This is a genomic window from Nonomuraea wenchangensis (assembly GCF_900111685.1).
In the GTDB taxonomy this organism is placed as follows: Bacteria; Actinomycetota; Actinomycetes; order Streptosporangiales; family Streptosporangiaceae; genus Nonomuraea; species Nonomuraea wenchangensis.
The window spans coordinates 109,511-123,267 of record NZ_FOHX01000014.1 but is presented as its reverse complement, the minus strand read 5'-3'; the positions used below and the strand labels follow the sequence as shown (position 1 = coordinate 123,267).

Here is a 13,757-nt window from a genome sequence, read left to right as displayed (position 1 = left end):
GCTTTCACAGCGGCCGGACCCGCTCGGGCGGCTGCGGCAGCGCCGCGCCCACCGGCCGCGACGGTCGCTTGGTCGCCACCCACAGGTAGGTCGGCACCACCGGCAGCAGCAGCCGCAGCACCGCCCGCGGCGTCCTGGAGAGCACCGTCCGCACGACCTTGCCCAGCACGCCGGGGAACAGCTCTCCCCCGGCGAACTTCGTGGGCGTGGCCAGCACCGGGAAGGTGTAGTCCCAGACGTGGAAGGCCCGCAGCATCCTGCGCAGCCCGCGCCGGGTGCGGAAACGTTCGTAGTAGTGGTCGGCCCGGCCGAAGGCGCGCACGTAGCGGTCGGCCGGCGCGGGCGGCAGGTAGGACAGGAACGGCAGCTTGTAGTGGGGCTCCATGATCCCGAGCCGGTTGCCCAGCCCCAGGTAGAGCACCCCGTCGTCGGACAGCACCCGGTGCATCTCGGCCACCACCGCGTCGGGGTCGACCACGTGCTCGTAGATGTGGTTGAACACCAGCACGTCCACCGAGCCGTCGGGGAACGGCAGCGCGGTGCCGTCGCCGCACACGAAGGCCACCCGCCCGCCGAACCGGTCGGCCGCTTTGCGCAGCCCCGGCACGTCGATGTCGACGCCCATCGTGTGCTTGGCGCCGGCCTGGGCCAGCTCGTCGGCGATGAAGCCGGCCGAGCAGCCGATGTCGGCCACGGTCAGCCCGCCGAGCGGCCCCCGGAAGTGCTCCAGCACGGCGATGATCTTCGCCGCCTTCCGCCGCCGCTTGCCCTCGTCGAGCATGGCGGACTGGAACTCCGAGTATGCGAGCTGCGCGACGCGTTGCTTCCCCACGGGGCCCCACAGTACCCACCTTCGGACGGGCTTGAGGTCCGACGCGGGTCTCTGGCCTTCACGGGAGGGACACGCGTAGCCTGAGCGAATGCTCCGCCGGCTGCTGCGCATCGTCCTCGCCCTGGTCGCCATCGGGTTCCTCGGCTACGGCCTGGCCCGCAACTGGGACGACACCACCACCGCGCTGGCCGCGCTGTCGCCGTGGGCGGTGCTCGGGTCGTTCCTCGCGGTGATGCTCGGCCAGTTCCTCATGCTGGTCGCCTGGCGGGAGATCATGGCGGGGCTCGGCACGCGGGTGCCGCTGCGGGTCGCCGGGCGCATCATGTTCGTGGGCCAGCTCGGCAAGTACATCCCGGGCGCGGTGTGGGCGTACGCGGCGATGATGGACCTCGGCCGCGACCACGGGAGCCCGCCGCGCCGCACGTTCGCCACCATCTCGCTCGGGCTGGTGATCAACCTCGGGGTGGCGATCTCGATCGCCGCGGCCACGCTGGGCTCGCTGGAGGCGGTGCGCGAGGCGTGGTACCTCGTGCTGCTGGTCCCCGTGATCATCGTGTGCCTGCACCCGAAGGTGCTGGGCTGGGGGCTCAACCTGGCGCTGCGCCTGGCACGGCGGGAGCCGCTGGAGAGCGTGCTGCCCGGCCGCACCGTGGTCGTCGCGGTGGCCTGGACGGTGCTCGGCTGGTTCGTCTACGGCCTGCACATCTGGCTGCTCACCGGCCGGACCGACCTCTACCTGGCGGGCACCGGGGCCTACGCCTTCGCCTGGGCGACCGGCATCCTCACCGTCGTGGTGCCGGCCGGCGTGGGCATCAGGGAGGGCGCGCTGGTGCTGGTGCTCGGGCCGGTCATCGGCACCGCGCCGGCGCTGGCGGTGGCCATCGTGTCGCGGCTGGCGTTCACGCTGGCCGACGTCGCGCTGGCGGGCGTGTCGTTCCTGCTGGGCCGTCAGGCCGCGCCGGTCGAGGCACCGAGCAGCGCCGCCGTGTACGCCGACCAGAACGGCTCGGGATCGACCGCCTTGACCCCCGACCGCAACCTCTCGGGCTCGCCGGAGGCGTAGAAACGCTCGATGGCCGTGCGCAGCGCGCCGGCGTCGCCCGGCTCGACGAGCAGCCCGTCCACGCCGTCGGTGACGTGGTCGGCGAGCGCGCCCACCCGCGTGGCGATCACCGGGACGCCGTGCTCGTGCGCCAGCCACACGTTCTGGCTGGCGGTGGCGCTGCGGTAGGGCAGCACGAGCGCGTCGGCGGCGGCGAACAGCTTGGGCACGTCCTCCGCGGGCACGTAGCCGGGCCGCAGCTCCACCCGGTCGCCGAGGCCGAGCTCGCGGATCAGCGCCTCGGTCTCCTCCAGCCCGCCCCAGAACTCCCCGGCGACGGTCAGCGACACGCCCTCGGGCAGCGCCCGCAGCAGCAGGTCGAGCCCCTTGTAAGGGCGCACCATGCCGAAGAACAACAACCGCCCGCGCACCTCGGCCGGCCCCGCCGCCCCGGTCACGGGCAGGTGCGGCGGCAGCCCGGCCACCCGGACCGGCGTGGCGGCCAGCCCCCGGGCCAGCCCGGCCTGCTCCTCGGAGTGGGCGAGCACCGCGTCGACCCGCTTGAGCAGGGCCTTCATCAGCGGCCTGTCGTACGGCTTGCGCTCGTGCGGCAGCACGTTGTGGCAGAGGGCGAGCGCGGGGGCGCGGCGGCCGAGACCGGCGAGGATGCCCAGGTAGGCCGGGACCTGCACCGGGCTCAGCACGGCCAGCACCACCAGGTCGGCGGCGCGCATCCGCCGCCCGGCGGCCAGCCACCCGTCGGGGCGGCGCCAGTCGAGCCGGCGCGCGGTCGCCGGATAGGGGGTGCCCTCGGGCGCGGAGATCGTCTGCTGCCCCGGGTAGAGGAACGACGGATATTGCGCCCGCCAGGACTCGATCACCACGTCGTGCCCCAGCGCGGCCAGCCGGTGCGCCAGCTCGGTGGTGTGCTGCGCCCCGCCGCCCTTGTAGGGATAAGTCGGCCCGACGATCGCGATCCGCACCCGCCTACTCCCCCCGCGAGCGCACGATCAGGTCGGCCAGCAGCGCCACGGACCCGATGAGCAACCCGGACAGGAAGATCATGACCGTGTTGGCGGGGAAGTAGAAGGGTTGCTTGATCATGTCGTAGACGCCCTTGGCGAACCCGATGCCCACCAGCCAGAGCGCGGGCGGCATGAGCACCTTGAGCGGGTTGAAGTACATGATCATCCGCAGCACCTGCAGGATGTAGCGGTAGGCGTCGGAGACGAAGCTGAACTTCGACTTGCCGGCCCGCTTGGCGTACTCGATGGGCAGGTAGTGGATGTCGTGCTGGTTGGACAGGAACGACAGCGTGATCGTCGTCACGCAGGAGAACCCGGGGGGCAGCAGCCGCAGGTAGGGCCTGGCCACCGACTTGCGGAAGGCGCGCAGCCCCGAGTTGAGGTCAGGGATCTTCTGCCCGGCCAGCATCTCGGCGACCTTGCGGATCACGAACTTGGCCGGCACCCGCAGCAGCTTGTGGGAGCCCTCCTCGCTGGTGCGCGCGCCGACCACCTGGTCGATCGTGGGGTCCTTGTCGAGGATCTGCACCAGCTCGGGGATGCGGTCGTTGGGGTAGGTCATGTCGGCGTCGGTCCAGACGACGATCTCGCCCCTGGCCTCCTGGCTGCCGATGCGGCGCACGGTGCCGGAGCCGCCGTTGCGGTGGAAGGCGCGCACCCGCAGGTGGGGGTAGGAGGGCGCGGCCTCGTGCAGGCGGGCCAGCGTGGCGTCGGTGGAGCAGTCGTCGATGGCGACCAGCTCGTAGGTGTAGCCGCTGGAGTCCATGGCCCTGGTGATGCGCTCGACCTCGTCGATGACGTGGTCCTGCTCGTTGTAGCAGGGCAGGACGATGGTGACGTAGGGCGCTTCTTCCACGGCAGGTCCACTCTTGGGGGTCTCTAGCGTGCTCACAGGGATCGAGGTTACTGTGCCCGTCCGGGGGAAGAGTGCACATCGGTTCCTTCGACGACCGCCATCCACGCGTTCATCCCCAGCGACCACGTGCCGTCCGGAGGGCTCACGAGCGAGCGTTCGTCCTGGCGGGCGGTGAGCGCGAAGACCTGCACGGGAGTGCCGTACCTCGCCACCTGGTCGGCCTCGGCGGCCAGCACGACCGGCACCCGGCCGGCCGCCCGCACCCGCTCCGCGAGCCGCCGCGTCTCGTCGTCGCGCGCCACGTCCACACCGGCCGGCCGCCGCACGGACGCGGCCGGCACGTCGCACATCCCCCGTACGACCTGGGTGAACCGATCGGCGGTCACCCGCTCGACGATCAGCACCGACGCCCGCTCGGGCAGCCGCGCGCACATGGCCGCCACCGCCGCCGCCTCGCCCCGCTCGACCGGCGTGAACGCGGTGCCGATCGAGGTCACGGCGGGCGGGACCAGCACGGCCACGACCGCGAGCGCGCTCACCCAGCGCCGGCCGCCGGTCCACGCCCGCAGCCGGTCCAGCCCGTACGCGGCCAGCACCACCAGCCCCGGGATCACGACCGGGACCAGGCGGCGGGCGGCCCACGGATGGTCGGGCGTGATCTCGGGCCGGACCAGCGTGGTGACCGTCGTCCAGCCGATCACCGCGAGCGGCAGCAGCCAGGCGAACGGCGTCCCGTCGCGCAGCAGCCGCCGGGTGAGCAGCGCCGCCGCGAGCGTGGCCAGCACGAGCGCGGGGAGGCCGACGTACCAGGCGACCCAGTGCAGCGACTGCTCGAAGTAGAGCCGGCGGCCGTCCACCGGCATGCCGTTGGCCCGCTGGATGGCCTCGATCATCTCGAACGTGCGCCGGTCGTCGCCGGTCACCGGGTCGCGGGTGACGGTCTGGAACCACGGGCGGGCGTACAGGGCGGCCATGAGCAGCACGACCAGCCCCGCCCCCGCCGCCGGCGCCCAGCGCGGCGCCCTGAGGCGGGCCAGCAGGGGCGCGGCGGCCGTGCCGGCCGCGGTGAGCGCGAGCACGGCGGCGCAGATGAGCAGCAGCGGCCGCACCGAGCCCGACAGGTAGTCCAGGTAGGACCGCGACAGCAGGTACGCCGCCAGCATCCCGAGCCCCGCCCCGGCCGCCAGCCCGGCCAGCAGCGGCGGCCCGAGCGCCCCCCGCGCCCGGCCCGCGCGCCGCATCGCGACCAGCAGCCCGGCGAAGGCCAGCACCGGCAGCACGTCCCGCAGCCCGTCGATCCGCACCAGCACGGCCAGCCCGAACACCAGCCCCGCCAGCAGCCCCCGCAACCAACCGGGCCGCCCGTCGGGCCGCTCCAGCGCGTCGTACGTCAGCGCCAGCCCTCCGAACAGCAGGATCAGCGACGGGATCTCGCTGAACGTGGTCCGCGAGGTGTAGAGGATCGGCAGGCTGACCGCGAACGCCGCCGCCGCGACCGCCGCCCACCGCGCCCCGGCGAGCCGCGCGGTCACCCCGGCCACCGTGAGCACGGCGAGCGCCCCCAGCACGGCGGGCATCACGAACGGCGCGCCCAGCCAGTCGCCGGGCGCGAACAACATCGGCGCCCCCGGCATGAACTGCGGCGCCACGCCCCCGTCCACCCGGTAGAACCCGACGCTGTTGAAGACCAGCGCCGGATCGGCCCCGCCGAACGCCTCGGGGCGCACGTCGATCGGCAGCGCGCCGTGGCGGGCGATCCAGGCGGTGTACTGGGCGTAGGTCGCCGGGTCACGCCGGACGGCCAGTTGCTCGCTGTGCAGGAGGGCGTTGAACACGCCCGACGCCACGGCGATCATCGTCACCGCCGCGACCTGCCACCACGCGGTCTCCGCCGTGCCGCCCCCGGGGCGCGCCCGCGTTCCCGCCCAGGTCAGGAGGGCGGCGGCGGGCAGGCCGAGCAGCAGCGCGGGCAGCGGCGCGAAGCGGCCGAGCAGCAGCAGCGGCAGCCCGGCCAGCAGCCAGCCCGCCACCGCCAGCGCGGGCGCGACGGACAGCGCGGCGAGCGCCCGGCCGGGGAGGAGACGTTCCATCGAGCAGCGAGCGTATCCGGTCACGGCGCGTGGAACCGGTACCGTACGCACGTGCCGGGGAGAGAGCGGGAGGACGTGCGCGTGACGGAGGAGGCTCGCGCGGACGGGCTCCCAGTAAGGAAACGGGGCCGGCGGCGGGTGCCGCGCGATCTGGGGTCCCTGGTCCGGCGGCACCGGTGGTTCCTGGTGGTGCTCGCGCTCGGCACGCTGCTCCGCGCCCTCGCCATGCTGGGCTACCGCCCGGCCCTGTGGTTCCCCGACACCTACACCTACGTCGTCACCGTCTTCCGCCCGCGCCCCGACCTGGTCCGCCCGGCCGGCTACTCGATGTTCCTCAAGCTGCTGGAGCCGCTGCACTCCTTCGCCGCCGTGGCCGCGGTCCAGCACCTGATGGGCCTGGCCGCCGGCGTGCTGATCTACCGGGTGGCCCGGCGGGCGCCGCGCTGGGCGGCGACGCTCGCCACGGTGCCGGTGCAGCTCGACGCCTACCAGGTCGAGCTGGAGCACCTGCTGGTGTCGGACACGCTGTTCATGTTCCTGGTGGTGTCCGCCGTGGCGCTGGGCTCCACCCGCCGTACGGGCACGGCCGCCGCCATCGGCCTGCTGCTCGCCGCCGTCACCCTGACGAGGACCGTGGGGCAGCCGCTCATCGTGGTGCTCGCGGCGTGGTTCCTGCTGCGGCGGCGGTTCCGGCCCGCCGGGGCGCTGCTGGCGGCGGCCCTGGTGCCGGTGGTCGCGTACGGGGCCTGGTTCTGGGTCACGTACGAGCGGGTCGGCCTGGTCGGCGCGAACGGCGTCTTCCTGTACGCCCGCACGATGTCGTTCGCCGACTGCGCCAGGATGGACCCGCCCGCCGACCTGAAAGTGCTGTGCGACCCGCGCCCGCCGGAGCAGCGGCCCCCCTCGCAGGAGTACATCTGGGCCAAGGACGCCCCGATCGTGCAGTTGCCGGGCATCACCTTCACCAAGGAGACCGACGACCTCGCCGCCCGCTTCGCGGTGCGGGCGATACTCAGCCAGCCGCTCGACTACGCCGCCTCGATCCTGGACGAGCTGGCCCGTACGTTCCGCTGGGACCGGCCGGTCTACCCCGACCAGGAGATCTACGGCTACTACGAGTTCCCCGTCACGCCGCCGGGACCGCCCGGCCGCTATCCCGCGCAGGTCGGCGCGGCGTTCGCCGAGCGCTACGAGCGGGGCGCGATCGGCACGGAGATCGTCGAGCCCTACGCGGGATGGCTGCGGGCCTACCAGGACCTGGCGCGGCTGCCCGGCCCGGTGCTCCTGGCAGCCCTCCTGGTGCCCCCGGTCGCGGCGTTCAGGCGCCGGCGTACGGGCGGGCGGCTCCCCGGGGGCGCGTACTGGGCGCTGCCGTGGTCGGCGGCGATCGTGCTGCTGGTCACACCGGCCGCCGCGGCCGAGTTCGACTACCGGTACGTGCTGCCCGCCGTCCCCCTGGCCTGCCTGGCCGCGGCGCTCAGCATCCGCCCTGACCAGCGGTCAAACGCGGGGAACGGCAAAGAGTTCGGCGATAATATTCCCCCTTATGTCCGGTCCTGAGTATGCTTTCCCGCGGAAACATCACGCCCGGGTCACGGTCGTTTCCGGCGGTCGTCGCACCGGACACTCGGAACGTCACCTAATCTCATGGCGCGGCAGGACCAAGCCGGCGCACGGGCGCGAGGAACGAGGCCAGGGGGCGTATGAGTGACTACAGGATCGCGCCGGTAGTCGACACCGCGCAGCAGGGCTACCGCTCGGCGCCCACCCAGCCAGGCAGCAGGATGGCACGCAGGGCCGCCGCCGCCGGCGGCGCGAGCCCCACGCCACCGCCCCCTCCCCCGCCACCCGGCGACGAGCCGCCGCGCGGCCACCGAGGCGGCGGTGGCGGCGGCAACAGGATGCGGGTGCTGGCCTGGGTCAGCATCGGCGTCACCACGGTCATGGTGGCGGGCTCGCTGACCGCGTACACGATGTACCGCGACGCGTTCGGCAACATCACCCAGAAGAGCGTCAACAAGGACATCATCAACCCCCGGCCCCCGGACACCGGCGCGCTCAACGTGCTGCTCGTCGGCTCCGACACGCGGGCGGGCGCGGGCAACGCGAAGTACGGCCAGCAGACCGCCCGGCTGGCCGACGCGGGCGGCAAGCGCACCGACACGATCATCCTCATGCACATCTCGCCCAACCGCGACAAGGCCCGGCTGATCAGCTTCCCGCGCGACTCCATGGTGCAGATCCCCAAGTGCAAGAACGAGACCACCAAGCAGGAGATGGCGCCGCGCCGTGACATGATCAACTCGGCGTACAACTCGGGCGGCGTCGCCTGCACCATCTCCACCATCGAGACCCTCACCGGCATCCGCGTCAACCACTTCGTCGAGGTCGACTTCAGCGGCTTCAAGAACATCGTGGACGCGCTCGGCGGCATCGAGATCTGCCTGAAGACCGCCGTCAACGACAGGGCCAGCAAGCTCGTCCTGCCCGCCGGCAGGAGCCGGCTCGACGGCGAGAAGGCGCTCGGCTACGTACGCCTGCGCCACTACGGCGACGGCAGCGACATCCAGCGCATCCGCCGCCAGCAGATCTTCCTCAGCAAGGTCGTCGCCAAGGCCACCAGCAGCGAGCTGCTCACCGACGTCGGCAAGCTCAAGGACTTCATCTCCGCCGCGGCCGGCTCGGTCACCATGGACCCCGAGCTCGCCAACGACCCCGAGCAGCTCATCGAGATCGCGATGAGCGCCAAGCAGCTCACGGCGGGCGGCGTGCAGTTCACCACCATCCCCTGGGCCCCCGACCCGCAGGACAAGAACCGCGTGGTGTGGAAGGAGCCCGACGCCACCAAGCTGTTCACCTCGATCAAGACCGACACCGAGGTAGCCACCCCGGCCCCCTCGGCCAGTGCGGGCACCACCAAGCCGAAGGTGACGATCAAGCCGGAGCAGGTCAAGGTGCAGGTGCTCAACGGCACCAAGACCGTCGGCAAGGCCCGCGAGGTCGCCGACCAGCTCGCCGAGCAGGGCTTCACCGTCGTCGGCCTCGGCAACTACGAGGCGCCGGGGGGCGTCGGCCTGGCCAAGACCGAGGTCCACTACGCCAAGACGACCGAGACGGCCCCCGACTACGCCGGCACGCTGACGGGCGCCGTGCTGCCCAAGCCGACCTCGGCGGCCGGATGGGTCAAGGTGACCAACCCGTCGGCGTACACGTCCACGACCGCCGCCGCCGGGGTCGCGCCGAAGGGCGCGCCGGTCATCCAGCTCGTGGTGGGCGAGGACTTCGACTCGGTCAAGGTCACCAAGCTGCCGGACAGTGTGAAGAACAGCACCATCACCGCCGCCGACCAGAAGAACGTGTGCACCTGAGGCTCCAAATTCCCTGTGTAACCCGGCATTCTGGACGGCTGTCGGAGACAGGAGCCGTACGGGCGGGATAATGTGTTGCGGGTCGGCGACGCAGCGCGACACCGGATCGTTACCGGATCATCACGTCTCGTTGGCGCCGTGCTCCCCGGCCCCTAGCGAAGCTGAGCGACTCCCCTCGTGTCTGACACCCGATTCTCCCGACCGGTCACGACCCCTGGGAGCCAGCCGGCTCCGGGCGAGGAAGGCGGCCCCGCCCAGACGGGCGCCCGGTGGCCGCTGCCGGAGGAGTCGATCTGGACCGGACACACCGACCCCGGCACCCCAGCCCCCCAGGGCCCGGCCCCACAGGGGCAGGGCGCACACGGGCAGGGCCCGCAGGGGCCGGCTCCGCAAGGACCGCGTGCGCAGGGACCGGCTCCGCAGGGGCCGGGCGCGCAGGCCGGCCCGGCCGGCCGGGTTCCCGGCGCCCCCGCGCACCAGGGCCCCGCGCCGCGGGATCCCGCTCCTCAGGGGCCTGGCTCCGCTTTCCAGCGGCCCGCCGCCCCTGCCGCCCCCGCCGGCTACGCGGGTGCGCCCGGTGCCCCGGCCGCTCCTGCCGGGCGTCCAGGCCCTCCGCCTGGTCCCGGGCATCCCGGTCCTCAGCCGGGTGCCGCGAGCGCCCGCCCGGACGGGCCCGCCACCGCCACCGGGGCCACGGCTCAGGCCGGGCCCGGTGAGGGCGTCGCGACCGAGGCGCGGCCCGAGGCCGAGCCGCCGCGCCGCCGCCGCGACCCGTTCCTCGACAACGTCAAGTTCGTCCTGATCGCGCTCGTCGTCCTGGGCCACTCCCTGGTGCCCACGCTCGCCGCCGACAGCTCGCGGGCGCTCTACATCTTCATCTACACCTTCCACATGCCGCTGTTCGTGCTGATCAGCGGCTACCTGTCCAGGAACTTCTGGAACTCCAACGCCAAGACCAACAAGCTGGTCGACACGTTCCTGGTCCCGTACGTCATCGTCGAGGTCGGCTACGCCGCGCTCCGCACCGCGCTGGGCAGCAAGTGGAGTCTGACCATCATCGACCCGGCCTGGCTCAACTGGTATCTGCTGGCGCTGCTGTTCTGGCGGCTGTCCACGCCGGTGTGGAAGCGCATGAAGTATCCGGTGCCGGTGGCGATCGCCATCTACCTGTTCGCCGGGTTCTCCCAGATCTCCGGCGACTTCAGCATGGACCGCTTCTTCGGCCTGATGCCGTTCTTCGTGATCGGCCTGGTGATGCAGCCCGAGCACTTCGAGATGCTCAACCGGCGCTGGATCAAGATCGTGTCGGTGTTCACGATCCTCGGCGCGGCCGCCGTGGCGATCCTCGTGGCCCCCCACACCAAGCTCGGCCCGTTCTACTACAAGAACAGCTACGCCGACCTCAACCTGTCCTGGTACATGGGCCTCGGCCTGCGCACCGCGCTGCTGATCTGCGCGCTGGCGATGTGCTTCGCCGTGCTGGCGCTCGTGCCGAGGGGCGAGACGTGGTTCTCCGACCTCGGCACCCGCACGCTCTACTGCTACCTGCTGCACGGCATCCCGGTGCTGATCGCCAAGGAGATGGGCTGGCTGGAGTTCCCGTGGCTGTTCGGGCCGCTGGGCGTGCTGGCCATCGCGTCCAGTTGCTTCGCGCTGGCGATCGTCCTGTGCCTGCCGGAGACCAGGACCCTCTTCAAGTGGGTGCTGGAGCCACGCCTGACCTGGCTCTACCGGCGGCCGTCGGCCAAGCTGAGCGCCGGAAGTTAGGCGAGCGTTCCACCCGCGTTCACGCCTGTGACCGGGTGGGCGCGGAGCATCGACACATGCGCGCATGTGTCGCCACCACCGTCCACCATCCCGAGGACGCCCGGATCATGCACCGGCAGATCCGGGCGCTGCTCGACGCGGGCCACGAGGTGACCTACGTCGCGCCGTTCACCTACCACAACGTGACCCCGGCGGCCGGGCTCACGCCGGTGGACGTGCCGCGCCGCGCCTCGCTCCGGCGGGCCCACTCCGCACTCAGGCGCGCGCTCAAGGACGCGGACCTGCTCGTCGTCCACGAGCACCGGCTGCTGCGGGCGCTGCCGCACCGGCGCCCACCGGTCGTCTGGGACGTACGCGAGCGGGTCACGCCCCGCCGCCTCGCCCGCGCCGAGCGGCGGCACCGGATCGTCACCTCCGCGGACGTGCCGGAGGCCACGTTCGTCGCCGCCGAGCCGCCGCCGTCCGGTGACGCCCGGGTCGTGCACCTCGGCCGCCTCGCCGCCGACCGCGGCGTGACGGAGCTGATCGCCCTGGCCGAGCGCCTGGCCCCGTACGGCGTCCGGCTCGACCTCATCGGCCCGGCCGAGCCCGGCGTGCGCCCGCTGCTGCGCGACGCCCAGCGGGTCGGCCTGCTCGACTGGTACGGCTACGTGCCGCTCCGCCACGCCCTGCGCATGAGCGAGGGCGCGCTCGCCGGCCTGTCGCTGGCGGACGAGACGGTGCCGTGGCTGCCGACGAAGATCCTCGACTACATGGGCCGCGGCCTGCCGGTCGTCACCACTCCCCGGGGCGCGGCGCCGGTGGAGTCCGCCGGGTGCGGCCTGGTCGTGCCTCGGGACGTGGACGCCGTGCTGAACGCCGTGCTCGACCTCAAGGAGGACCCGGCCCGCCGGGCCGAGCTGGGGGCGCGCGGGCACGCCGAGGCCAGGCTGCGTCACCACTGGCCCGACCACGCGGCGGCCTTCGTGCGCCACGCCGAGTCATGGGCGGGCCTCGGCGCCGCCCGCGTCCTCACGCCCGGGGTAGGCATGAGGGGCGCGGCGGGAATGGCGGCCCGGCGTGGCGGTTGATGTACTGAAGCCATGGCATCGCAACTGATCCAGGGCCGGACGGTCGAGTTCCCCGTCCGGGTGCGGGACGCGCAGGTGTGCAGTGCCGTCTACCCGGTCCGTGCCGACGCCGCGCGGGCGGTGATCGCCTACTCCGGCCTCGACGTGGCCGAGGCGCTGCCCGGCAAGGCCGTCTGCGTGCTGCTGTTCGTCGACTACCGTGACGGCGACCTCGACGCCTACCACGAGTTCGGCATGGCGTTCCTGGTCCGGCCGCCGGGCGTGGCGGGCTCCGCGGGGCCGGCCGAGGTGCGGCGGGCGGGGGTGTTCGTGCACTGGCTGCCGGTGGACCAGGGGTTCACGCTGGAGGCGGGGCGCACGCTGTGGGGGTTCCCGAAGGAGCTGGCGGACATCGACCTGCGGCTCGGGTCGCCCTACAAGCGGTGCGTGCTGCGCAAGGACGGCCGGCTCGTGCTCGACCTGCTGATCAAGCCCGGCGTTCCGGTGCCGGGGGCGACGGCGATGGCGCCCATGGACGCCTACACGCACCGCGACGGCGTCACCCGGCGGGTGCCCTGGTCCGTACGGGCTCAGGGCGCGCGGGTGCGGCCGGGCGGGGCGCTGATCCGCCTGGGCAACCATCCCATCGCCAAGGAGCTGAGCGAGCTGGGGCTGCCCAAGCGGGCGCTGTTCAGCACGACGGTCGCGCGGGCGCAGATGAGCTTCGGCGAGCCGTCACCGGCCTGAGACGGACGGGCCTCAGGCGGGTCGGGGACGGACTGCGGGGCCGGCTCGGACTGCGGGACGGGCTCAGACCGCGGACGGGCTCAGACGATCGGCGGGCGGCCGAGTTTGACCATGCGCCACGCCGTGCGCCAGGCCATAGGCCGCCGCTCGCCGGCGGGCGTGCGCAACCCCTCGGCGAAGCCGCGGAACCACGCTTTGATCGCGGTCGGCGAGCGGCGCTCGCGGATGAGCGTGAGCACGACCCAGTTGGTCAGGTAGAGCACCGCCAGCGGCCACGGCAGGTTGCGCCGGGCCAGCCAGACCCGGTTGCGGGCGTTGAGCCGGTAGAACTCCGCGTGCCGGGTGGGCGGCACCTGCGGGTGGTACATCACCGTCTCGGCGTCGTACTCGATGCGGTAGCCCTCGCCGAGCAGCCGCCAGGCCAGGTCGGTCTCCTCGTGCGCGTAGAAGAACCGCTCGGGCAGGCCGCCCACCTGGAGGAACGCCGAGCGCCTGATGGCCGAGGCGCCGCCGAGGAACGTGGTGACGGGCGAGGAGCGCTGCGGATCGCCGGCCCGCAGCCTGGGGACGTGGCGCCGCTGGCCGATGCCGCCGTCGGGGTCCATCACCCGGAAGGAGATGACCGCGAGGTCGGGCTCGGTGGCGAAGCGGTCGCGCACGTGGGCGACGACCTTCTGGTCGGCGTACCAGCCGTCGTCGTCGAGGAACAGCACGACGTCTCCGGAGCACTCCTCGACGCCGCGGTTGCGGCCGGCGGGGATGCCGGTGTTACGGTCGAGCCGGATCGATTTGACGACCGCGGACGACCCTTCGGGTGGCGTCGCCGACACCTCGGGCACGTCGGCGCCATTGCCCACGATCACCACCTCGACGTCGCCGTCGATCTGGTTGAGCGCGGACTCGACCGCCCGGTTCAGCTCGGCGACCCGGTTGCCCATGGTGAGGATGACGCACGAGATCTTCAACGAATCACTGTCCTGA

The 13,757-nt window shown here is 72.8% G+C and carries 11 protein-coding genes; 6 read left to right on the top strand and 5 right to left on the bottom strand.

What is annotated here, in order from left to right:
• Positions 1-4: 4 nt before the first annotated feature.
• Positions 5-832, bottom strand: a complete 828-nt coding sequence (locus BMW85_RS34005; protein WP_091089821.1) for a class I SAM-dependent methyltransferase — start codon at positions 830-832, stop codon at positions 5-7.
• 88 nt (positions 833-920) lie between these two features.
• On the opposite strand from BMW85_RS34005, the gene BMW85_RS34000 reads away from it, so the two are divergent.
• Positions 921-1,895: a lysylphosphatidylglycerol synthase domain-containing protein gene (locus tag BMW85_RS34000; RefSeq protein ID WP_143082501.1), complete on the top strand. Its 975-nt coding sequence runs from the start codon at positions 921-923 to the stop codon at positions 1,893-1,895.
• Here BMW85_RS34000 and BMW85_RS33995 read toward each other — a convergent pair.
• From BMW85_RS33995 to BMW85_RS33985, 3 genes are read right to left on the bottom strand one after another with little or no spacing between them, the layout of a single operon-like run.
• Positions 1,781-2,857: a glycosyltransferase family 4 protein gene (locus tag BMW85_RS33995; RefSeq protein WP_091089819.1), complete on the bottom strand. Its 1,077-nt coding sequence runs from the start codon at positions 2,855-2,857 to the stop codon at positions 1,781-1,783. The genes BMW85_RS34000 and BMW85_RS33995 overlap by 115 nt on opposite strands.
• Positions 2,858-2,861: 4 nt before the next feature.
• Positions 2,862-3,791 (bottom strand): glycosyltransferase family 2 protein, encoded by a 930-nt coding sequence (locus BMW85_RS33990; RefSeq protein WP_091089817.1) that lies wholly within the window; start codon positions 3,789-3,791, stop codon positions 2,862-2,864.
• Positions 3,792-3,802: 11 nt separating this feature from the next.
• Entirely contained in the window at positions 3,803-5,845 is a 2,043-nt protein-coding gene (locus BMW85_RS33985; protein WP_091089814.1) for a glycosyltransferase family 39 protein, read from the bottom strand.
• Positions 5,846-5,896: 51 nt separating this feature from the next.
• On the opposite strand from BMW85_RS33985, the gene BMW85_RS33980 reads away from it, so the two are divergent.
• The 5 genes from BMW85_RS33980 (at position 5,897) to BMW85_RS33960 (ending at position 12,776) form a co-directional block, all read left to right on the top strand.
• Positions 5,897-7,405 carry a hypothetical protein gene (locus BMW85_RS33980; RefSeq protein WP_245775222.1) on the top strand — a complete coding sequence of 503 codons (1,509 nt, stop codon included), beginning with the start codon at positions 5,897-5,899 and terminating at the stop codon, positions 7,403-7,405.
• A gap of 143 nt (positions 7,406-7,548) precedes the next feature.
• On the top strand, positions 7,549-9,213 hold the full coding sequence (locus BMW85_RS33975; protein WP_091089809.1) for an LCP family protein: 1,665 nt from the start codon (positions 7,549-7,551) through the stop codon (positions 9,211-9,213).
• A gap of 177 nt (positions 9,214-9,390) precedes the next feature.
• Entirely contained in the window at positions 9,391-10,980 is a 1,590-nt protein-coding gene (locus tag BMW85_RS33970) for an acyltransferase family protein (RefSeq protein ID WP_091089806.1), read from the top strand.
• Positions 10,981-11,036: 56 nt separating this feature from the next.
• Positions 11,037-12,050 (top strand): glycosyltransferase, encoded by a 1,014-nt coding sequence (locus tag BMW85_RS33965; RefSeq protein WP_091089804.1) that lies wholly within the window; start codon positions 11,037-11,039, stop codon positions 12,048-12,050.
• A gap of 12 nt (positions 12,051-12,062) precedes the next feature.
• Positions 12,063-12,776: an acetoacetate decarboxylase family protein gene (locus BMW85_RS33960; protein ID WP_091089802.1), complete on the top strand. Its 714-nt coding sequence runs from the start codon at positions 12,063-12,065 to the stop codon at positions 12,774-12,776.
• Between the two features lie 80 nt (positions 12,777-12,856).
• Here BMW85_RS33960 and BMW85_RS33955 read toward each other — a convergent pair whose 3' ends face one another.
• On the bottom strand, positions 12,857-13,741 hold the full coding sequence (locus tag BMW85_RS33955; protein WP_091089800.1) for a glycosyltransferase family 2 protein: 885 nt from the start codon (positions 13,739-13,741) through the stop codon (positions 12,857-12,859).
• Positions 13,742-13,757: the final 16 nt, after the last annotated feature.